The sequence below is a fragment of the Blautia sp. An81 genome, assembly GCF_002161285.1.
Lineage (GTDB): Bacteria > Bacillota > Clostridia > Lachnospirales > Lachnospiraceae > Blautia > Blautia ornithocaccae.
Genome location: NZ_NFHH01000040.1, coordinates 1 through 21,843, shown reverse-complemented (window position 1 = coordinate 21,843; position 21,843 = coordinate 1). Strand labels below are relative to the sequence as shown.

The following is a 21,843-nucleotide window of genomic DNA, read 5'->3' as shown; positions in this document are numbered from 1 at the left end:
TATAAACAGATAAGTAATTCGACAGCAAAAAAAGCAGAAGTTCCGACAAGACAATTATACATATCTGTTTCTTATCAAAGAAGAATTTTTCCCATAGACACAGAAAATTTTACGCCCTCGTCTGTAAAGAAGAAATACAGATCACTGCTTATTTTTCATTTCTGACACCTAAAAGATATTCACAAGATACATGGAAAAATTCAGCAAGGGCAACCACTTCATAATCCGGTACAAAGCGTGTCCCTTGTTCTATTCGTAATACGGTCAAATCGCTAAATTCATATCCGGCAAGCTGGAGCTGTTCTGCCAGTGCTTTTTGCGATAGCTGCCTTTCTGTACGCAATTCTTTTACTCTCTGACCTATCAGATTTTTGGAATTGTTTTCTTTATTCCAGTAAATTTTCAAATCATCACCAACTTTCTAAAGATGAAGTACCATATGATTGATTTTACGGAATAATCTTGATAATTTACTTCTAAAGATGAAGTGCGAAAAAATATTGTTGTAAGAAATTTTTGGATTGATAATACTGCCTGTAAAATGCAATACTTATTTAGAGAAAGGTGGACACAAAATGAATGAAGTATTTGAAAAGCTATCTGATGTTTTTGAGGAGCTTCGCAGTGAAGCAGATGAACGGGAGTATTCCATACAGACGGAGGAAGCAAAGAAGGCGGATAAGGAATTGAAAAAAGAAAACTGGGAATATGAAAAATTCTTATCTGACCTTTCTACAGAGCAGAGAAATTTTTTAGAAAACTATATGGATATTGTAGAACATGCACACTTTCAGGAACAACAGAGAGCCTATTATCAGGGTATAGTAGATGCAGTACAGATACTTGCTGGACTTGGGATTGTTAAAGAGAGTGTTAAGGTAAAAGAGTTATTGAATACAATAATGAAATAAGTAAGCAGGGTGGAGCGTCCGATCATGGAACTTCCACCCTGTTTTTCTCCAGAATAATTCAGAAACAATCAAGTTAAAATCAAAATCTTTCTGCTATTCTAATTTGTGGGTTTGTTATATGTCCGAAGATAGGCTTCCACAATGGCAAGAATCGTTGTTATCTGTTCTTCTGTACATTGTGAGAGATAGACCAGCAGCCTTTGATAATCCAAATTGTCGGTTGGAGCTGCCGGATAAAAGAAAGGATCAGCGGAGATATGTAATGCACGAATCAGTTGCCCCAATTTCTCAAGGCTTGGAATATTGCCATGATTTTCAATTTCCTTGATATACCTTGAGGAAACACCGGACATTTCTGATAACTCATCGTATGTCAGCTTTTGATCCAGTCTAGCCTTTTTAAGACGAAAACCCATGTCTTTATCAATTTTCTTAGATTTAGCCATATATGCACCTCCATGTATAGTGTATAGTGCACGTTTTGGTTTGAAAATGCACTAATAATACACTTTAACAGAGGGAAATAATGCACTAATAAAATATAGGAACTTTGGATATTGCATATAAAAAAACGCAGTATTCAAAGGTTTTTTCACGTTGTTTTATCCTTTGAATGTGTTTGGGAGAGTTATGTGTTCTGAACAGTTTAGAGGATATTTTTATGTTTTTAGGAACCTGTCCGGCTTTTTGCGTGGAAAGGTAATTTTATAGGTCGCATCTCAGCAGATGCGGCAAAGTATATCATTAAAAGTGCACTATACGCACTTGTACTGTGTGGTAAAAATTCAATATCAGATATAGGAAGCGTCCTGTGGGTATGTACCTGCAAGGGCGTTTTTTATATACATAAAATTTTTTTCAAAAAGTTGTCGATTTTTCGACGCTGCTCATATTTCCATTCGTGCTACGGAGTGAAAGGGAGATATTTCACTCTGTTCCAAATGGGTGCGGAAGGAGGTGAACTCTTATGGAGCAATCTTCTTCCGAAAAGCAGTTAAGAATAAGGAAACAGTTTGACAGCTTTTGTAAAACCCTGTTAAAGAATGAAATGATTGACTATGAACGGGCAAGAAGCTATCGGCAGAAGCATGAGGTTTCTTTCTCGGAACTAACGCAGGAGGAGTTGAGTCGGTTGAATACTGAGGATGATTACATAGCAGAATCAGAGGTGTTTCGTGTCCTTGATTATGATATTGAGGTAAAGGACGAGCTGATCAGTGAAGCATTGAAGTATCTGCCGGAAAAGAAGCGGAATGTTATCTTGTTGTCTTTTTTTCTGGATATGACAGATACGGAGATCGCAAAGCACATGAACCTTGTCAGAAGTACCATTCATCATCACCGGGTAAGCTCACTTCAGGCATTAAAAAAGATTATGGAGGGAATCAGGAATGGAGAAATCAAGTAAATGTTCAAAGTTGCTGCCTTACCATATCATTGCGGCAGCAGCTTCCGGCGATGTGGAAGCAATCAATGAGGTTTTGAAACATTACGAGGGGTATATTGCAGCTCTGTCTACAAGAAGGCTCTATGATGAGTGTGGGAATCCGCATTACTGTGTTGATGAAACTTTACGTCGCAGATTAGAAACAAAGCTGATTACGAAAATATTGGCTTTTGAAGTTGCATAGCAGGCGGTCAGCGGTGTCCCTTTCCATTCGCTGATCGGTGCGTATGCACCATGTACCTTGACAATTGAATATTGATTGCATACAGGACGTGAGGATATGCGGAGCCACTAAGCAGGTTCGCCAAGAGATACCTGCTCTTTTTGAGTGAACGTGAGGAAATGTTGAAACACTACATTGAAGCAAAGGTATGGAGCGAGAAGAATTTGGCAAAATGTGTAGCAGTTACACAGGGCGATGAAGTATATCTGTGATAATGATACTTCCGGAGAAATCCGGTCAATTTGAATGACGGTGCAAGACCGATGTGGGCAGAGTAATGACCTGCCACCTGTAATGCAGTTTTTATCTGCTTATAAATAAGTAGAAGCACATTCTGTTTGTTTATAAGCAGATAAAACTGTGTGCTTAATTTAAGGAGGACTTATTGATGCAAAGAATACCAAAGGCAATTAACAAGAAAAGATTAGTCAGATATAAGGAAGGAGCAGAAATGTATAGCATGGGAATGAATAAGTTTCAGACTCTTGCGAAAGACGCAGGTGCTATTTTGAAAATAGACAGAATGGTACTGGTTGACCTTGATGTGTTTGACCAATATCTGGAGTCATTTCGTGTGAAATAGGTAGTTGGAGTTTTGAGAAAGATTTTTCGTATAACCAAAAATGTGTTGACTTTTGGTTTAACTGAAAGTATAATGAATATGAAATGGATGGAGGTGTATGTTGTGGCGAGAACAGGTAGACCGAAGTCGGAAAATCCGAAAAAGACTTTAATAGGATTGAAATTGACAGAGGAAGAAGCCGCAAAACTTAGAGAATATGCGTCCAAACATGACATGACCATAACGCAGGTGCTACAAAAAGGTATTGATTTGCAATATGCAATGGAAAAACCTTTGAGTAGTTAGTACGAAATCTCTTTCCTTGGAGAAAGGAGACGAGATGGCGAAATCAAGAAAGGATAACAAAGGAAGGGTTTTAAGAAAAGGCGAAACGCAACGTAGCTGTGATGGTAAGTATGTTTATACATACACTGATCCGGAGGGAAAACGCCGGAGCATCTATTCTAAGGACATCATGGAGCTGCGGCAGAGGGAAGAAAAGTTGATTAAAGATCAACTGGACGGATTGGATGCGTATGCGGCGGGTAATTCGACAGTCAACTTTGTTTTTGACAGGTATATTTCTACGAAGTCAGAGCTTAGGGGAACGACTATGAGAAATTACAAGTATATGTATGACCGCTTTATCAGAGATGGATTTGGAAAGAAGAAAATCGCTTCTGTGAAGTATTCAGATGTGTTGCAGTTTTACCAGCACTTACTGAAGGAAAAGGAAATGCAGATAAATACGCTGGAAACAATTCATACAGTCCTGCACCCGACATTTCAGCTCGCAGTGCGTGATAACATTATTCGAGTTAATCCGAGCGATGGAGTTATGGCACAGATCAAGAAGCAGCCGGGCAAAAATCATGGTGTAAGACACGCTTTGACGGTAGAACAGCAGAGAGCTTTTATCAACTATGTAGAAAACAGTCTTACATTTTACCATTGGGCACCGTTTTTTAAGTTCCTGTTGGGAACAGGGTGTCGAATTGGAGAAGCAATTGGAATCAGGTGGGAAGATGTGGACTTTGATAAGCGAATGATCAATATCAATCACAGCTTAGTCTATTACAGCAGAGAATATAAAGACCACCCTATGTGTTCGTTTGCGGTATCCCTTCCAAAGACAGAAGCAGGTATACGCATTATTCCGATGATGGATACTGTTTATGATGCGCTCCAGACGGAGTGGGAAGATCAAAAGGAGAATGGGTTTAATGAAACCGAAATTGATGGAATGAAAGGATTTATCTTCATGAATCGTTTTGGGAATGTCCATAATCCGCAAGCAGTCAATCGGGCAATCAAGCGTATATATGAAGCGTACAATGCAGAAGAAGTGGTGAAGGCTTCCAAAGAACATCGTGAGCCTGTGATAATACCACATTTCTCATGTCATCATTTGCGACATACCTTTTGCTCAAGGTTTTGCGAGAATGAAACAAACTTAAAGGTAATTCAGTCCATTATGGGACACGCAAATATCGAAACAACGATGGATATTTATGCGGAAGTTACCGATACCAAAAAGCAAGAAGCAATTCAAAATTTAGCACACAAGTTAGATGTATTTTAGGAAAGAGTCCTACTGGGACTGACTGAGTACGACAAAATGTGTGCCATACGACAAAAGTACGACAAATTTTAGTGGCGTAATCAACAAAGAAGTGTTATTATGATAATGTTGATATGCTGAAAAGGGCTTTATTAAAGGAAAAAGCGTCAATGTAAATTAAATTGATGTGAAATCCCGACAATGAAGTCACAGGGAGCGGCAAAGAACGAGGCAAACAATGCGGCACAGTCTGAGAAAACAACTGAGACAAAAACAGTTGAAAAAGTCATCGAAGAAGTGAAAGAAACCATTGATTTCTCTAAGGTAGAGGTAGAACCATTATTTGAAGATATGGTTGACTTTGACACCTTCAGCAAGTCTGACTTCCGTGCCGTAAAAGTAAAAGAGTGTGAAGCAGTACCTAAGAGCAAAAAACTTCTGAAATTCGTACTGGATGACGGAAGCGGAGAAGACCGTGTGATCCTAAGCGGTATTCATGATTACTATGAGCCGGAAGAGCTGGTAGGAAAGACACTGATTGCTATCGTAAATCTGCCGCCAAGAAAGATGATGGGAATCGATTCCTGCGGTATGATCATTTCAGCCACACACATTGTGGAAGGAAGAGAAGGACTGAATGTGCTGATTGTGGATGATAAGATTCCGGCAGGGGCGAAGCTGTACTAAGAAACAGATAATTGTGCTGTCATATTGCAGCATGGTATAAGTGAATAAAGTTTAGGGAAGATAGGCCTGTAGGTGTCTGATGTGATATCGGATGTCTGCAGGTCTTTTTTTGCAGACAGTGGAATGGAAAAACAGATTGATCAGATGAAGAGATTTGAGTGATAGAAAATATTTTTACAAAGACATATATTTGTCCATAAGGGTTGTTATTTTATAGATACAAGGTACCTGCACGACATGGCAATATTACCCTAAGGAGGATGAAAGTATGACAGTTAAAAATATAGAAATACCTGTTATTTCTGAAGATGATTTAAAGAAAATAGTTGAAGAAAGTGCTGCTAAGTCTGTTTGTGGTGAAGATACACATAAAAATGATGCTGTAGACTCTGAAGCAGTAAATGAAAAAGAAAAGTCACATACAAGAAAAGATGAGCGTGTAAGCATCTATGACTTGTTGGAAGAGGAAATAATGAAAGCTGATATGCCGGAGGCAGATAAAACAAAAAGACTGTCCAGATTGCTTAAAATTAGAGGAAGAAAAGTTAATATAATGCTTGCTGGCGCTACCGGAAGCGGCAAAAGTTCCACGATTAATGCATTGTTTAACATGGAGGTAGCTAAAGTTGGTGTCGGTGTCGATCCTGAGACGGATTGCATCGCAAAGTATGAACTTGATAATCTGACAATCTGGGATACTCCGGGCTTGGGGGATGGTGTTGAAAATGATGAACGCATCACGAGAGACATTATAAGAAAACTGAATGAACTCGGAGAGGACCTAAATCCTTTGATTGATATGGTAGTGGTTATTCTTGATGCCTCTTCGAAGGATCTTGGAACCTCTTATGATTTGATCAACAAGGTTTTAATTCCATGTTTGGGGGAAGAAGCGGCAAAAACACGTATTTTAATAGCATTGAATCAGTCAGATATTGCTATGAAGGGTAATCATTGGGATAGTGAAAAGAATGAGCCTGATAAGGTTCTGAAAGACTTTTTAAAGAAAAAAGCTGATTCTGTACAAAAGCGAATTAAAGAAGGGACAGGATTGGATATCAAGCCAATCTGCTACTGTGCGGGATATAAAGAGGAAGGCGGAGAGCAGAGGAAACCGTATAATCTGACTAAGCTTCTATATTACATTGTCAAGTCTATACCGAAGGACAAGAGGTTGGCGCTTGCTGACAACATCAATGATGATAAAGACAATTGGCTATATGATGATAAAGAAGAGGATTATCGTGGCGGTACCAGAACTGGGTTTTGTGACACGGTATGGGACTGTTTATCAGATGGAGCCTCAGCAGGTTGTGAAATCGGTGGAGAAATCCTGGGAATACCTGGCAAAATTGTGGGAGGCGTAATTGGCGGAGCAGTTGGTGCGATTAAAGGTGTTTTTTGCGGGATTTTCGGCTGATTGGATAAGTTGAATAATGACGAAGGGCAGGCAGAAAATACCTGCCCTATTTTAAGTGGGACATACGTTTGTCTATATGCTATATTATAATAAGCAAAAATAGCGAAAGGAGCTAAAACGTATGAGTAGTACTGGAACTAAAAAGAATAGAATGCTAGAAATCTTTTTTCGGGCAATGAAGGGTGAAAACATATCAGTGAAGCATTTGGCAGAAGAATATGGTGTCTCTGGAAAAAGCATTTCCAGAGATTTGGGGGAAATTAAGAATTTTTTATGTGAAAATAGAGAACTAGTAGGAAATACTGAATTAAAATATACGTCAAACTCTAAGACATATCATTTAGAGTTTGATAATTTCCTCTTGAGTAAAGAACTGCTTGCTATAATTAAAATGATGATTGGCTGCCGAGCTTTTCGCAAAATGGAAATATTAGATATTATTGCCAAGCTTAAAAATTTTACTTCTTTTAATGACCGCAACATACTGGAAAAAATTATTATGAAGGAAATGTATCACTATAATGAAGTAAATCATGATTGCAAAAGCGTTATCGACAATTTGTGGCAGCTGACGTGCTGCATACATAAGCATATCGAAATAACTGTGACATATTATAAAACTTCCAGAGATATGGTTGAAAGACGTTTGATGCCTGTGGCCGTTATGTTTTCTGAGTATTACTTTTATTTGATTGCCTATCGGTGTGATGAAGATGATTGGAAACCTTTATATTATCGTGTTGACAGGATCGTAAATGTTGTGGAGCACAGAAAACATTTTGTCCTTAATAAGGAACATGATTTTGACGAAGGGGAGTTACGCAGCAAAATTCAGTTTATGTTTCCTGGCGAATACAGAAAGATAAGGTTTGAGTATACTGGAGCATCCGTTCAGGCAATTTTAGATAAGATTCCTACCGCTAGAGTAATTAACAAGAATGGAAACACTGCGGTGATAGAAGCAGAGACCTTTGGCACTGGAGTTAATATGTTCCTATTGTCACAAGGAAATAGGGTAAAGGCAATATATCCTCCTGAATTTGTCGAAGAAATAAAAGATGAAGTAGAATCGATGTGCAGATTATACAAATAAAAACGAAAATTATATGTGATAGTTGTTGATAAATGCAGTAAAACATTGATAATCGGCGAATAATCGCTTACAATAATATTGTTGTATAATGTATTTTCAAAAGTTGAATGTAGGAGGACCAGAAGTCAATGGATGGATACATGAAAATACATAAAAATAAAAGGAGATATAAAACGTGGAAAAAGTAATGTCTGCACTTGAAGAACTCAAAAGAATAAATGATGTATATGGAATCAGTACGGATTCAATTGAAAATCTTCAGGCTGAAATGAATAGAGCAAAGGTGTGCACACCAATCATTGGTAAATTCAGTTCCGGAAAAAGCGCTTTAGTGAATACTATCCTGGGTTATAGCAATAAATTGTTAAAAGAAGATATTACTCCTGAAACGGCTGTGCCGACAGAAATTGTATATGCAGATATTGAAGATAAAATTACTGTTGTTCGAAATGATGGGGCTTATAAGTTTATATCCGTTGATGAGTACAGAGAATTTAAGGCCGATGCAACCACGGTGCGAAAAACCATACTACAGCTTCGCAATAGTTTCCTTAAAAAGATTCCGGATGTAATGTTAGTTGATATGCCTGGATTTGAATCCGGTTTTGAAGTACATAATAAGGCGATTGACAATTATCTGCCACAAAGCTTGGCTTATATAGTTGCATTTCCGGCAGACGACCTGATCGTAAGAAGCAGCGTTGGCAATATATTAAAGGAGTTATGTCTTTATGATATGCCATTGTGTATTGTGATTACCAAATATGATAAGAAAAATGATGATTTTGAATTGACATTTGAAAAAATGAAAGAAAGCCTTAAACGCTTTATTGGAGACAGAGAGGTAAAGTATTGCCGGACCAGCAGTTTCACTGGAGATGCAGAAGAACTGGAAGAATTTCTTGTGGAAATTCAGAAACAATCCCAGGAAATCCTTGCTTCAAAGTATAGAAAATTGGCGCTGCCTGTTGTAGAGAATACAGAAAGCTATCTTATAACTACATTGAATAGCAGTCAGCTATCAGAATCAGAACTTAATGAACAAGAAGAAAAGCTACATAAGCAGATGTCAACTCTGGAATCAAAATTTTCAAACGAACAGGAGGATTTTGAGCTTGAGGTAAGCGAATGTGTAGAGGAAATAAAAAATGATGTCCGGCAGGCGCTGGAAGGTGAAGAGACAACCTTCGTGGTCATGGCGTTAAACGGACAGGATATCAAGGAGAAGCTTAATACTGTAGTAAGAAATGCGGTCACTGTAAGTGTTAAGAAGCGGTTTATTCCAAAGGTAGAGAAGTACTTGAAGCGTGTTTCAAAAGTCCTCAGCAATGAGTCATTGGGTGATATTCAGATTTCGTTTACATTCGATGCTGACAAACTTGGAAAGGGTATAATATCCCCAATAGTAGCCGTTGTAGCCGGCCTTCTTTTGGGTACACCCATAATAGGAGTGATTGCCGGTATTTTCATAAAACTGCATAGCGATAAGAAGCGGGAGGAAGCTAAGCAGGAAATCCGGAGGAAACTGCAGATGGAAGTATATCCGCAGGTTCTGACACAGGTGGATAATGGTATAGAACAGACCATTACAAAACAAATCGGATTAATCAATACCTCTATTTCTGATGAACTCAAAAATCAGAAAGAAGTATTGGAGCAGGCTATGGCCGATGTACGCAGCAGGATGAATGATGAAAAAGTGCGTAAGGAGAATCTTGTCATAGACATTAAAAATGATCTTGAGAGGATAGGGGAAATCAAAAATGGCTTACGATGAAGACGTATATGATAAGTTAAAAGGCAATTTTGATTTGCTTTGCAATATTATCAGGCAAAATTCCATAGGAACTCAATTCAGGGTAGATCTGTCAAAGATAGATAAAATAATTAACAAAAAAATTCCGGATACGTTAAAAGAAAATGCGCCGGAAGACTTTTATGAGTTGTATACAGATTTTAAAGCTGAATATGAGAAATTCAGAGACTTTATCCTGTATGACAAACTTATAGGAAAAAATATCATCGCTCTTGGAGGCGGTTTTTCCAGCGGAAAGTCAAGCTTTCTTAATGCTCTAATGGGAAAGTCTGTACTCCCAGCGGATATTGATCCATCAACTTCTGTGCCGACCTATATAGTAAAGGGCGAAAAACATGAAGTGATGGGCATAAATGTTTTTGATGCAAAGGTCCAGATGCGGCCAAGAGATATTAAGAAAATTGCACATGGTTTTGGCGAGGTAGAAGACGATGATGATGAGAGGATAACGGATGCAGTTACGCTAGGCCATGTTCTGGACAACATCTTTTTCTCAACGCCGCTGCATAAGTACGAAAATATTGCTTTTTTAGATACACCGGGATATTCGAAACCAGATTCGGAAAAGTATTCAGCTAAAACTGATGAGCAGATTGCCAGAGGACAGCTTAATTCCAGCAACTATATCCTTTGGTTTGTTCAGGCTGATGCGGGAACCATTACCGAGGAGGATATCAAATTTATAAAGACTTTGCACCAAGACATCCCTAAACTGATTATTGTAAATAAGTCTGATAAGAAAAACCTTACAGATCTTAAAAATATCATCGAAAAGATTAAATCAACGCTTGATATAAAGGGCGTTAGATATGTAGATGTATATGCATTTACCAGCAGATTAGATCAGATCATCGATGATAAGCTCAAAGCATTTGTAGAACAAAGCATGGATAAAATACGTCAGCAGATTTCAGACTGGAATAGTCAGATATATGAATCTAATTTTGCACGTAATTTTAAGAAGATATTTGTCAGATGCAAGGAATTTTATGAGGACGAAATCGATGAGGAAAGCCGAAAGCTTACCAGACTTAATACATCCATAACCAAATTGGCAGCGGAAGACATTGACGGAGAAATACTTGAACCGCTTCAGGCGATGGTTAAGGACTCTCAGAAGAAAGTTTATGATCTTAAGGAAATCAGGAAAAAACTAAAGGAACTGCAGGATGAGTTCTTTACAGAAATTAAATTTATCTCTGATATTGTCGGCATCTCTATGCCTGAGCCTTCTGAAATAGATCTTCTTCAGGAAAAAGTGCAGAATCCTCTGCAGCTGATTGAGGAATATAAGAAAGAACATGACATTCAGACAGATGATTCCATTGTAGAAATGCTTCAAGACATGTTCGAAGGCATTGAACCGGTAATCAATAAGAGTGCCGGTGGAAGTGAATATAAAAACGAGATGGTTCATATTATTATGGAAAACTGCCGCGTGGCTCCGGAAGAAATTCATATTAATGATGTGTACAAGAATACGAAGGAATATGCAGCTCTGATAGCAAAAGGATAGGGGATGTTTACTTGGAAGAGAAAAATTTGAATAAGAACATAGCGGGCATAAGAAATGCAATGACAGAAATGAAGGCAGAAATGTATGCTATAAAAAATCCTGAACTCGCTGAATTAGATGAATATAGAAAGACGCTTTATCTGAAAGTACTTTGCACTGTGCTGCAATATGAAAATACTCCTTCTGATATGCAGATACTTTATCTGAAGAGACTTCTTAAAGGTCTTGGAACTGATGAACCGGTTGAAGAATATATGCGGAAGGCTCTGGATATTTCCGATGTTGATATCAGGGAGTTTGTCGGCTATATGAAGGACAGCAGGATAAAATATTATTTTGCGTTGGAAGGTATCCTTCTGATATCAATGGGAGATTATTCTGCCGACACTTATGAATACCTGGCAGAATTGATAGAGCTCACAGGAATTTCTAAAGATGAACTCAGAGGTGTTTCACTGGTGGCAAAATCTGTGCTGCAGCAGGATTCGGCTTATTATGACCAGGCGAAAGAACTCCTGACAGATGATCTGCAGCAGGTAAATTTTGCACCATACATCAAGAACTATTATGCAGGAGCCATCTTGGATACCCAGCATGAGAAGTATTATTCCGCCCCGAAGGGAGAGACACTGCAGCTTACCCTTTCAGGCGTACACAAAGCAGAGAAAATCACATATGATAATTTGGTTCTTTACGTTGATGCAGGCTGTAACTTTGATGGATGTGAATGCGTCACTATATCAAACTGTAAACTGATGCCGGCTAATAATGGATCAATACGATTCGAGTCGATAGGGAAACTGCAGATTGAGAATTGTGAATTTTTGGATTTTGAAAATCGTGTAGCTTTTTTTGCTAGGGTGAATTCAATTCAAATAAACGGTTGCAGGTTTGAAAATTGTGGTTTTACTTGTACTGGAGATAGAAGAGGCGGAGTATTTGGAACAGCATGTTTGAATAATGCTGTAAAATTTGAATTTAATGGCAATAAAGTACGGAAGTGCTATATTAAGGCAAAAGAGCGGCACCCCCTTTATGGAGTCTCCGGAGTACTGATTTGCCTTTCTGGTTCGTATAATGGGGGCCTGTTATTCGACTTCCTGGATAAGTCTAAAAAAGTAGAAGTTGCTATCTGTGACAATCAGTTTATAGATTGCCAATGTATAAACAATGGAAGATATACAGAAGCAATTATTTCAGGTATTTCTTCTGAAACGGACGGCGTAAAAATCCAAAATAATCAGTGTATAGGTTCGCTTACCAGACTTTTAGAGTAAGGAGATAAAGAATTTTGCTGCGAAGAATAAAATGAGGGGAAAGATGAATTTTGAAAACACTATTTGATCTGCAGAAAGATGTTCGTGATTTGGAAAAACATGTAAAGGATATAAGCGCAAATATAAAAACTTTAAATTCAGATATTGAGGAAATGCGGAACAAAGATCAGGACGTGGCAATCGATTACAGACGGATTGAAATCTTATCAAAACAAATCCCTTTTGGCACACATCCATTGAAAAGGCTGGAAGATGAGAGAGTGTGCAGGATTTATCTGGAGATGCTTCTGAATATTACAAGATTAGATTCAGAACTGGAGGCAACAATAAACCGGATGGTATATCTTCAATGGCTGAAAGGTCAGGCTTCAATAGCCTGGTCCTTCAGTGACTTATACAAGAATACACTTAGATCAGGAGCCACGTTTTATGATGAGCTGGCAGATGAAATTCCAGGTAAATACAGAGAGGGATTTATCGTAGATGCTATGATAACCGCCAATATTGCAGGAACTGCAAACCGGGAAATCCAGGAATACATTGCAAACATAGCTGTTATATTAGGAATTCAAAAAGAACGGATCAGAACGCTGGCATTGGTTGCCCGGACAGCTTTGTGTCAGAGTATGAGAATGCTGACGCAGGAAGAGATTCTAATTATCCAGGATGTTGCAAAGACATTTAGTTATTATATTCCTAAATGTATAAGAGATCAAGGCGTGAAGAGCTTGAGAAATGTTGCGGTGGAAATGCCTGACAGCGAAGTGTATAACTTTAAATGGAAAGCTAAGCAGAAGCAAAGAGTGAATGCGGGTGATGTTATTGCCATATATACAAAGAAGACGAAGGAAAATGGAAGGTATATAACAAAAGAGGTAACAGCGCCGGTTGATGGAGTATTGTTTCAATTTCGAGATAATAATACAAATTACGGAGTTATTGCGCACGAATCGGATAATAAGGACTCAATAAAGGCCTGGATAAAGGAGGGGAGACCGGTATGACACTAACGGAATTACAGGTGGAACTCCGAAAAATAGAAGATCACATTGACATGCTCCATCATGAGATTGAAAAAATGAAACCCAAAACGGAAGATGAAAAGAAAAAAGATTTTTCTGAAATAACAGAATTGGCAAAAATGTCTCCGGTTAAAATAGAATCGTTATACGATGCAGATGAAGGTTTAAAAAGTCAGTTTGTCGGCAGCCTGGCATATATTGTTTTGTCAGAAGAAACGGATCTTTATGACAGACTTTTATATCTGTGCAGATTATCAATAGGTATTGGGTTTGAGACCTCTGCAGAGAACATACACATACTTGGACTGGAGTTCGATAAGGACAAGTTATCAAATGCTATCCGGAATCTGTCATCATACAAATATCTGTATTTGGCAGAAGTATTTGTTCTGGCGAATGTTTCAGGCAGGGTATCTGAAACCATGTTGGAGGTGGCGGCAGATGTGGCGAGGATGATGGGATGCGATAATGAAGAGATTTATGTCCTTGCAGCTGTGGCTAAAGCAAAACTCATGCAGAATTGGGATACGCTGCTGACTTTGAATTTGCCTGTGTCATTAAAAAACAGATGGAGTGATAAATTCAAGGATTATATTCCGGATGAATGGATTATAAAACAGAGACAACATTGTGGAGAACTATGTACTAAGAAGACGGTATATAGATTCAAGCAGTCAGCTTCAGTGACAGATAGTTTGTATGAGATGCTAAGGCAAGCATTCGAATCCGTGAGTACTGAAAATGCGACAATAGATAAGTGTCCCACTATTGTCGCATCGCATCTCCAGGAGGGAAGCGTAGTAAAAAGAGGCGATACACTTATATCGTATAAAAAAGAAGGGGACACAAAAGCTACAGACATAATAGCTCCTTGCAACGGAATGCTCTTTTTTGTGAAGGACGAGAAAAACAGCGAGGTTGAAGGTGAGTCAGACACATATTTAAATATATATGTGGTGTCCTATTTTGATGAGTACGAAAAATTTTGCAAATGGCACAAGAGAAAGATACTGACAAATGTATTGAGGCAAGTGGAAGGTAAAGCATAATTCAGGAAGGAGGCATAATGATCAATGGAAATTTTTAAGGATAATGATCAGGAATTACAGGGTTTTATTACAGGCGTGGACAAAATCATTGACAATCTTTCCGGACATGCGGAAGAAAGAGATATGAAAGGTTTGAAAAAGCTGGCTGATAATTTCAAGCTGAAAACGGAAGACTTTTACCGTGAAAATCGAAAGCTTAATATCGGTGTTGTAGGCCAGGTCAAAGCAGGAAAATCATCTTTTCTAAATACATTACTGTTCAATGGACAGGAAATTTTACCGAAGGCGTCAACTCCTAAAACGGCCACCCTTACAAAAATGGAATACTCTGACAGGAATATTATTCAGATTGAATACTATTCGCCAGAGGAATGGGAGGTCCTTGAAGAAAATGCAGCGGTAGATCTGGATGATGAAATATATACCTCAGCCCGTGAGATAGTAGACATGGTGAGGAGAAATGGAGTGGAGCCTCTTTCCTATCTGACGAAGGGATATGATCAGATTGAATTCGGATCGTATAACGACCTGATCGCAAGTTTAAATGCTTATGTAGGTGAGGATGGCAAGTATACGCCTATTGTTAAGGCAGTTACGTTATATCTCAATAAAGAGGAGTTTAAAGGCTTGTCTATAGTAGACACACCGGGTCTTAATGATCCCATTGCGTCAAGAACTATCAGGACAAAGGAATTTATGGAAGTATGCGATGTTGTATTTTTCCTGAGCCAGTCCGGAAGTTTTCTCGATAAGAGCGACTGGATCTTACTTTCGAGTCAACTGCCACAAAAAGGTGTCAAAAAACTGGTGCTTATTGCCAGCAAGTATGACTCTGGAATTCGAGATATTTTGAGGGTACAGGATGAAGATGACATTTTCGGAGAAGATGAAAATACAGCAGATAATATCCCGAAAGCCTGCAAAATCATTCGTAAAAAATTGAAAAGGCGTGCAAGGAGCAAGGTTGAGGAATTTGTATCAGATCTTCAGGCAAGAGGAAGTTCTCCCGAGCTGATAGAGGTTATAAAGCAGTGTGCGGATCCGATTATGGTATCTTCTCTTGCATACAATATGATCGGAAAGCCAATCGCAGATTTCTCCTCTGAAGAACTTAACGTATACGCTGCCTTAAAGCAGTTTTCTGATGATATGGATTCAGATCTTAAACTTCTTGGTAATTTTGATGAAGTTAAGAGCCTTTTTAGTGATGTAGTGGCTGAAAAGGAAAATATCCTTGCTCAGAAGGCAAAAAGTTTTATTCCTACTGCACGGGAAGAACTGAAAGGAATTTTGCTTACGTATCTGGAGAAAACTCAAAAAAAGGTTCAAATTCTTGAAAAAAATGATCGGGAGCAGCTAGAAGAACAGAAGAAAGCAATAGAAAGTCAGATGGGAAGCATAAGGGCGGATATCGCTCATGTGTTTGGCGAGCTTACTGCAAAATTGGAATCTGAGAAAGCTGCCGGAATCAGAGAGCTTCGTGATACAGGCAAGGATTATCTGAGCATAAAGGACAGGACAGGCACCAAAGTGATTCATGATAGTTATCGAGTGTCTGATTCTAAATGGTATAAGCCGTGGACATGGGGCTCAAGTCATATTGAGCATTATACATATGAAGAGCATTATTCTTACTGTATAGCTGCAGATGCGATTGAAAATCTGCGTAAGTATTCCATTGAAGCCTGCAACCAGGTGGAGGAGGTCTTCAGCGAGGCAGTTCAGATAAAAGAAATAAAGAGAAAATTATTAAACGTTGTTGTTGATAATTTTGATATGGGTGACGCTGAATATGATTCATCGCTGTTTCGGATTATGATAGAAGAAACCGTCAGCACTATCACTTTCCCGGTATTTGAGATGGATATATCGGACGCAATGAATGGCATTGCAGGGAAATTTAATGGCGAACTTGTTTCAGCCAGAGAAAAGACAGAACTTTCAACAGCATTATCAAGAGCTATTTCACGAATTTATGATGAACTTTGTAATCAATTAGAGACCAGGGTAGCTGACTTTAAGAAGAAAATGAGCACAACTGGTCAAAAGGTTGAAGAAAGCCTTTTGACAAACATTATTTCAGAATTTGAAACTTTATCAGACCAATGCACAAATAAGGAGAAAGAGATAGCAGATTACAAAGCATATGCTGTTCTCTTACAGTCTGAACTGGATAAGATAAAATAAAAGAAATGGGGGCTGCCACATGCCGAATGAATTAGAAGTAACACAGAATAAGTTAAACAGCGCTTTAAATGGTGCATTGAATAATGCGGCATCAATTATTACGAAAGATTATCTTGGAAGGCTGGAGACCTATGAAATTCTGCCGCCTTCTGAAGAAGATATTGATATTGACATTGCAGAATGCGGAAAATTCTATAAACTTACCAAGTTTGTGATAAACAAAGAGGAGAATTTTCTAAATAAGCTTACAACGATTGTGAATGTGGCATCTTCTATTGATTGCAGTATTGCAACTATCATTAAAAGCAATGGATTTACGATTGATTATTATTTTGGGATAATATCCAAAAATGCAAGAAGCCAGAAGGAAAACGATGTGAAAAGAAGAATAGCAGCTGCTGCAGCATTTAAAGGCGCACTGGCGGGTAATCTTGTTGGATCTGAGTTGACTGAGGTCTCTAAGCAGGAAGTGTCAGCATTTAAAAAGAACATTTTGACAAGGAAAGGAAGTTCTTATTCTTCGGTATCTGGGATCGTAGCGCTTCGGGATGAAGATGAAAAAGACATAGAGGGCTATGTTCAGGGAATTGAAAATCTGGTGGATTCTTTAAAGGGACAGAAATACACGATAGTTATGCTGGCTGACCCGGTTGACACCAGTGAGATTCAGATAATAAAGCAAGGCTATGAAATGCTGCACACGCAGCTTTCTACATTTGCCCAAAGCTCTGTGACAATAAATGAGAGCGATACTTTGTCGTTATCAAAAGCTCGTACGGATGGTATTTCTGAAGGTATTTCTAAAGGCATAGCAATGACGCAAAGCAAAATGAAGTCAAAAGGAAATTCCTTTGGCGTTAGCACAAGTGCTGGAATTAACTTTATCCTTTCAGCAAATGTTGGATTTAATGCCGGTGTGAATAGAAGTACGGCTGATACCACCGGAAAAACAGATACAACAACAGAAATAAATCAGAGAAATAAGGCAGTGACCGAGACAACGGGAGCCTCAAAGACCGCCGGAAAGAGTCTGCAGCTGTCTTATGAAAACAGGTCAGTCAAGTCTTTGCTGGATAAAATCGACAAGCATTTGGAAAGGCTGGATGAGTGTGAAAGCTTCGGCGCTTTTGATTGTGCTGCGTATGTTATTGCAGATGACAGAAATACGGCGCTTACAGTAGCAAGCAATTATAATGCATTAATGCGAGGTAAAAATTCCAGTGTCCAGGCCTCACATATTAATTCCTGGTCTGATGCAAAAGAAACAAAGATATTAGGAAAGTATATTGGTTCGCTTGTTCATCCGAGATTTTTACAGAGTAAGACGGATGGAATTATTGTTACGCCGGCTTCTATTGTAAGCGGAGATGAACTGGCAATTCAAATTGGACTTCCAAAGAAATCAGTATCAGGTATTACGGTTATACCCATGGCTCCGTTTGGACGGAATGTAATTGCAAATACTGATGATACTATTGTTTTGGGTAATCTCTATCATATGGGACACGAGGAAGGAGAAAAGAATCACAAGCAGAAGGTATGTGTGGATATTGAAAGCTTATCAATGCACACATTTATTACGGGTTCAACAGGTAAAGGTAAGTCAACAACGATTTATTCTATTCTGGACAAGCTGATTTCCCATAAGGTAAAAGGCCAGGATGATACAATAAAGTTTATGGTGATCGAGCCTGCAAAAGGAGAATATAAGGAACGTTTCGGAAGCTATGATAATGTAAAGGTTTATGGAACAAATTATAAGAAGATGCCGCTTCTTAAAATCAATCCTTTTAGTTTCCCTGACGACATTCATGTACTGGAACATATTGATCGCCTGATTGAAATCTTTAATGTTTGCTGGCCTATGTATGCCGCAATGCCTGCTGCACTTAAAGACTCCATTGAAAGGGCGTATATTGCAGCAGGATGGAACCTTGAAACGTCAGAGTGCCGTTACAAAGATTCACAAGGAATTCCGTTATACCCTTCATTTATTGATGTCTTAAAACAGATAAATGAAGTAATGGAAGCTTCAGCCTATTCCGCTGACAGTAAAGGGGATTATAAGGGAGCCCTTTGTACAAGGGTTAAATCACTGACAAATGGTCTGTATGGACAGATATTTACGAATGACGAACTGCCAGCGGAAAAATTATTTGATGAAAATGTCATTGTGGATCTGAGCAGAACAGGATCAAGTGAGACGAAATCCCTGATAATGGGTCTCCTGGTCATGAAGCTCCAGGAATATCGTATGGCTAACGCTGATGCAGGCAATGCATCACTTAAGCATGTAACAGTGCTGGAGGAGGCACATAATATATTAAAGCGTACTTCTACAGAACAAACATCGGAAGGCGCCAATATGCTTGGAAAATCGGTGGAAATGCTGGCAAATTCCATAGCTGAAATGAGGACCTATGGAGAAGGGTTTATAATCGCTGATCAGGCTCCTGGCCTGATGGATATGTCGGTTATCAGAAACACAAACACCAAGATAATTCTAGGGCTTCCTGATTGGGAGGACAGACAGCTTGTAGGAAGAGCCGCAAGTCTTAACGATGATCAGATCCTTGAATTGTCCCGGCTAAAGACATTCGTTGCAGCTGTTTATCAGAATAATTGGCTGGAACCCGTGCTGTGCAATATTGATACAAACTTTAAGAATGTGCCTAAATATAGTTATAAGGCTGAAAAGAGAATTGAAGCAAATAAGATGAAATCTCTTGAGTATCTGCTTCTGCCAATAGACAAGCGAAATGAGTTGGATGATAAATATGTTAAAGGATTAATCGATGATATCTATCGGTTACCAATTCCAGCAGAAGCGAAGACGGCCTTTGTAAGTTATACAAAAGCGCAGGATGTAGATGAAATTCAGAAACTCAGAGGAATGGTGACTTATTACATCTTTAATTCAGAGATTGCGTTTGAACGTGCTAAAAGCAGAGAGAGCAATATCGGAGGTTGGTATGACTGTATACGGGAACTGTTGGAGCCTTCGATCACATTACTGACAGTAGAGGACCAGAGGAAAATTATTGCTTTATTGACAAGAGAAAAGGCGGAACTTGACGGTACTGTGAAATCAAAAGATTTATTTGCGAGCTTGATGAATTTTATGTAAAGGACTTAAAATGAAAAAGATACTTAAAATATGAATAGCCTGTGAAAGAAGTTACATGAAAGAGGTGAAGGTATGTGGCATGGTGAATTGGGCAAAATGTCTGATGTTACAGAAACGAAAGCAGAAAATAAACCGTCATTCAACAAGGAAGCACTAGAGAAATTTGACAAAATTATGGGCGACGATAAGCTTGAATCAATTTCAAAAAGTGATGAATCCAAACCTTCATTGACACCTGAGAAAATAGAATCCAAATTCAGAAAATTATTTGAAGAATGGGATTTCTTTGAGATGACCGATATTGACAATGTCGTTGCTGCGGAGGAATCTCCTGATCATCCGGAATATGACTCCACCGGTTTTGAGTCACAGGAAGAATCGGATTATTCTGAAAGAAGAGAACTAAATTCACAGTATGAACTTGATGGCAATAAATATGAAACAGACGATAACGGTCAGACATATAAAAAGAACGGAGAACTGCTTCCGAACGATGAATATAAAGTGAAAGGGAGTACATACCGTACCGATGAAAAGGGCAGGCCGATAAGCTGTGACGCAAAGCTTCAATATACAGAAGATGGTTCTCGCAATATGAAAGAACAAAGGGAGTCAGGTGGAGAAGAACGGCAGGAGGATGACGATGGGGGTCATATCGTTGCCAGAATTCTTGGTGGTGTTGAAGGGATTGAAAATCTTGTACCGATGAGGCGAACGATCAACCGAGGCGATTATAAGAAGATGGAAAATGAAATTTCCAAAGCGCTGCAGGAAGGAAAGGAGGTTACGCTGCATATAGATATTGAATATGACGGAGATTCCAGCCGTCCTTCCGAAATTTGTGCTGAATATACGATTGATGGGAAAAGAACAGTATGTGAATTTGATAATAACGAGAACTCTATAGAACTCCTTGACACAGTTAAAGACAAAATCAGCGATGAAGATTACAGTAGCCTAAAAGCAGAAATAGATGATATGAAAGAGGATGGTGTAGAGGCTTCTTTGACTTCAGTAAAGAGAGAATATGATGAGAATGATAATCCGACAAAGATAACGGTAGGGACACTCGATGAGTCAACAGGTAAGAAGACTTATAAAGTTTATGAGCCGAAACAGGAGGTGTGATTAATGAAACCAGAGACACTTATTTATGATCAAATCAGAAAAATAACTCCGGAAAAAAGCAGCAGGAATATATTTTTTGCAGCTATTACTCAGACAAGCTATGAAATATTCTTTTATTCCTATATAAATGGTGTAGCTGTGCAGTGCTATGAGCTTGCAGAACAAGGACTCATCGATGAAAATGATCTGGATAGAGTATTTGAGGCCATTGCATGGATAATACGTGATTCAAAGGTGTTTGATGCAGCTAAGATAAATATTGCAACGATCACCGTAGATAAATCAGGGATCAATATGGGAATGGAATATGTTGATAAAAATGCTCGTATGTATAAGATAAAGAAGGAATGGGAGCAAAATAATATAGAACTTAGTCATTGGACAGGAAGGAGGACCACTGGCTTAGCCTAACATCATAAAATTGAGAAAAGTGCGTTCTCAATTTCTTGATTTTTTGGATATTCCCAAATTAATCACTATGTGTATTACTAAAAAAGGGGCTGTAATCTTGCTGCTGCTCTGGGCAGTTCTGACAGGTAAAAATAATTCGCACTAAAACCTATTGAAAACACATGGATTCACTGCGAAAATAGAAGTATGACAAAAAACTTTTTCGCAGTGAGGTTGAAATGGGAAGAAAAGAACGAAGAATACAAAAGAAACTTGAAAAAAATCCAATTGGAGAACTGAATAAAATCCAAAACAGATTTTACAGCCAGCTCTTCTGGAAATTTTCCCAGACAAAAGATCCCCGGCATCCCAGCTATATCACATATTCCAATCGGATGATGCTGGGGACCTTATATTATAAGGGGAT

Annotated in this window: 20 protein-coding genes and 1 pseudogene; 19 read left to right on the top strand and 2 right to left on the bottom strand. The window is 38.6% G+C overall.

Annotated features, from left to right (window positions below; all coding sequences use genetic code 11):
* Positions 1-148: 148 nt before the first annotated feature.
* Positions 149-406: a helix-turn-helix domain-containing protein gene (locus B5G33_RS19690; protein WP_087418851.1), complete on the bottom strand. Its 258-nt coding sequence runs from the start codon at positions 404-406 to the stop codon at positions 149-151.
* 115 nt (positions 407-521) lie between these two features.
* Between B5G33_RS19690 and B5G33_RS19685 the strand changes: the two genes are divergently transcribed.
* Positions 522-911: a hypothetical protein gene (locus B5G33_RS19685; protein WP_242974780.1), complete on the top strand. Its 390-nt coding sequence runs from the start codon at positions 522-524 to the stop codon at positions 909-911.
* Positions 912-1,009: 98 nt separating this feature from the next.
* On the opposite strand, the gene B5G33_RS19680 is transcribed toward B5G33_RS19685, so the two are convergent.
* Positions 1,010-1,357: a helix-turn-helix domain-containing protein gene (locus tag B5G33_RS19680; protein ID WP_087418849.1), complete on the bottom strand. Its 348-nt coding sequence runs from the start codon at positions 1,355-1,357 to the stop codon at positions 1,010-1,012.
* Positions 1,358-1,878: 521 nt separating this feature from the next.
* Here B5G33_RS19680 and B5G33_RS19675 point away from each other — a divergent pair.
* The 18 genes and pseudogenes from B5G33_RS19675 to B5G33_RS21800 form a co-directional block, all read left to right on the top strand.
* Positions 1,879-2,319: an RNA polymerase sigma factor gene (locus B5G33_RS19675; RefSeq protein WP_075680336.1), complete on the top strand. Its 441-nt coding sequence runs from the start codon at positions 1,879-1,881 to the stop codon at positions 2,317-2,319.
* Complete coding sequence (locus tag B5G33_RS19670; RefSeq protein WP_087418848.1) at positions 2,303-2,542, top strand: helix-turn-helix domain-containing protein; 240 nt, start codon at positions 2,303-2,305, stop codon at positions 2,540-2,542. Before B5G33_RS19675 ends, B5G33_RS19670 begins: the two co-directional genes overlap by 17 nt.
* Positions 2,543-2,969: 427 nt before the next feature.
* Complete coding sequence (locus B5G33_RS19665) at positions 2,970-3,164, top strand: DUF6462 family protein (protein ID WP_004070602.1); 195 nt, start codon at positions 2,970-2,972, stop codon at positions 3,162-3,164.
* 72 nt (positions 3,165-3,236) lie between these two features.
* Positions 3,237-3,449 carry a hypothetical protein gene (locus B5G33_RS19660; RefSeq protein ID WP_242974779.1) on the top strand — a complete coding sequence of 71 codons (213 nt, stop codon included), beginning with the start codon at positions 3,237-3,239 and terminating at the stop codon, positions 3,447-3,449.
* Between the two features lie 34 nt (positions 3,450-3,483).
* A complete protein-coding gene (locus B5G33_RS19655) occupies positions 3,484-4,725 on the top strand; it encodes a site-specific integrase (protein ID WP_087418847.1) in 1,242 nt (413 codons plus the stop codon).
* A 174-nt stretch (positions 4,726-4,899) separates the two neighbouring features.
* Positions 4,900-5,391: pseudogene (locus B5G33_RS19650) on the top strand (lysine--tRNA ligase); the annotation flags it as partial.
* Positions 5,392-5,659: 268 nt separating this feature from the next.
* A complete protein-coding gene (locus B5G33_RS19645; RefSeq protein WP_204247441.1) occupies positions 5,660-6,811 on the top strand; it encodes a GTPase family protein in 1,152 nt (383 codons plus the stop codon).
* Positions 6,812-6,932: 121 nt separating this feature from the next.
* Entirely contained in the window at positions 6,933-7,904 is a 972-nt protein-coding gene (locus tag B5G33_RS19640; protein WP_087418845.1) for a helix-turn-helix transcriptional regulator, read from the top strand.
* 175 nt (positions 7,905-8,079) lie between these two features.
* Complete coding sequence (locus tag B5G33_RS19635) at positions 8,080-9,681, top strand: dynamin family protein (RefSeq protein WP_204247440.1); 1,602 nt, start codon at positions 8,080-8,082, stop codon at positions 9,679-9,681.
* Positions 9,668-11,236, top strand: coding sequence for a dynamin family protein (locus B5G33_RS19630; RefSeq protein WP_087418844.1), 1,569 nt, complete (start codon positions 9,668-9,670; stop codon positions 11,234-11,236). Before B5G33_RS19635 ends, B5G33_RS19630 begins: the two co-directional genes overlap by 14 nt.
* Before the next feature lie 59 nt (positions 11,237-11,295).
* Positions 11,296-12,513, top strand: a complete 1,218-nt coding sequence (locus tag B5G33_RS19625) for a right-handed parallel beta-helix repeat-containing protein (RefSeq protein ID WP_204247439.1) — start codon at positions 11,296-11,298, stop codon at positions 12,511-12,513.
* Between the two features lie 50 nt (positions 12,514-12,563).
* Entirely contained in the window at positions 12,564-13,517 is a 954-nt protein-coding gene (locus B5G33_RS19620; RefSeq protein ID WP_087418842.1) for a hypothetical protein, read from the top strand.
* Positions 13,514-14,584, top strand: coding sequence for a hypothetical protein (locus tag B5G33_RS19615; RefSeq protein WP_087418841.1), 1,071 nt, complete (start codon positions 13,514-13,516; stop codon positions 14,582-14,584). The genes B5G33_RS19620 and B5G33_RS19615 overlap by 4 nt, the downstream gene beginning before the upstream one ends.
* A 123-nt stretch (positions 14,585-14,707) precedes the next feature.
* Entirely contained in the window at positions 14,708-16,771 is a 2,064-nt protein-coding gene (locus B5G33_RS19610; protein WP_242974778.1) for a dynamin family protein, read from the top strand.
* 19 nt (positions 16,772-16,790) lie between these two features.
* A complete protein-coding gene (locus B5G33_RS19605; RefSeq protein WP_087418839.1) occupies positions 16,791-19,898 on the top strand; it encodes an ATP-binding protein in 3,108 nt (1,035 codons plus the stop codon).
* A gap of 72 nt (positions 19,899-19,970) precedes the next feature.
* The gene (locus tag B5G33_RS19600) at positions 19,971-21,026 is read left to right on the top strand and encodes a DNA/RNA non-specific endonuclease (RefSeq protein ID WP_087418838.1); all 1,056 of its coding nucleotides are present in this window, start codon (positions 19,971-19,973) and stop codon (positions 21,024-21,026) included.
* Positions 21,027-21,029: 3 nt separating this feature from the next.
* On the top strand, positions 21,030-21,437 hold the full coding sequence (locus tag B5G33_RS19595; RefSeq protein ID WP_087418837.1) for a hypothetical protein: 408 nt from the start codon (positions 21,030-21,032) through the stop codon (positions 21,435-21,437).
* 218 nt (positions 21,438-21,655) lie between these two features.
* On the top strand, positions 21,656-21,843 hold a 188-nt coding region (locus B5G33_RS21800), incomplete at its 3' end, for a hypothetical protein (protein ID WP_204247438.1).

What these genes read in the sequence shown, in the direction of transcription:
- B5G33_RS19680 (WP_087418849.1), bottom strand. Translation starts at nt 1,357, where the DNA reads ATGGCTAAATCTAAGAAAATTGATAAAGACATGGGTTTTCGTCTTAAA.
- B5G33_RS19675 (WP_075680336.1), top strand. Translation starts at nt 1,879, where the DNA reads ATGGAGCAATCTTCTTCCGAAAAGCAGTTAAGAATAAGGAAACAGTTT.
- B5G33_RS19670 (WP_087418848.1), top strand. Translation starts at nt 2,303, where the DNA reads ATGGAGAAATCAAGTAAATGTTCAAAGTTGCTGCCTTACCATATCATT.
- B5G33_RS19665 (WP_004070602.1), top strand. Translation starts at nt 2,970, where the DNA reads ATGCAAAGAATACCAAAGGCAATTAACAAGAAAAGATTAGTCAGATAT.
- B5G33_RS19660 (WP_242974779.1), top strand. Translation starts at nt 3,237, where the DNA reads ATGAATATGAAATGGATGGAGGTGTATGTTGTGGCGAGAACAGGTAGA.
- B5G33_RS19655 (WP_087418847.1), top strand. Translation starts at nt 3,484, where the DNA reads ATGGCGAAATCAAGAAAGGATAACAAAGGAAGGGTTTTAAGAAAAGGC.
- B5G33_RS19645 (WP_204247441.1), top strand. Translation starts at nt 5,660, where the DNA reads ATGACAGTTAAAAATATAGAAATACCTGTTATTTCTGAAGATGATTTA.
- B5G33_RS19640 (WP_087418845.1), top strand. Translation starts at nt 6,933, where the DNA reads ATGAGTAGTACTGGAACTAAAAAGAATAGAATGCTAGAAATCTTTTTT.
- B5G33_RS19630 (WP_087418844.1), top strand. Translation starts at nt 9,668, where the DNA reads ATGGCTTACGATGAAGACGTATATGATAAGTTAAAAGGCAATTTTGAT.
- B5G33_RS19625 (WP_204247439.1), top strand. Translation starts at nt 11,296, where the DNA reads ATGACAGAAATGAAGGCAGAAATGTATGCTATAAAAAATCCTGAACTC.
- B5G33_RS19615 (WP_087418841.1), top strand. Translation starts at nt 13,514, where the DNA reads ATGACACTAACGGAATTACAGGTGGAACTCCGAAAAATAGAAGATCAC.
- B5G33_RS19610 (WP_242974778.1), top strand. Translation starts at nt 14,708, where the DNA reads ATGAAAGGTTTGAAAAAGCTGGCTGATAATTTCAAGCTGAAAACGGAA.
- B5G33_RS19605 (WP_087418839.1), top strand. Translation starts at nt 16,791, where the DNA reads ATGCCGAATGAATTAGAAGTAACACAGAATAAGTTAAACAGCGCTTTA.
- B5G33_RS19600 (WP_087418838.1), top strand. Translation starts at nt 19,971, where the DNA reads ATGTGGCATGGTGAATTGGGCAAAATGTCTGATGTTACAGAAACGAAA.
- B5G33_RS19595 (WP_087418837.1), top strand. Translation starts at nt 21,030, where the DNA reads ATGAAACCAGAGACACTTATTTATGATCAAATCAGAAAAATAACTCCG.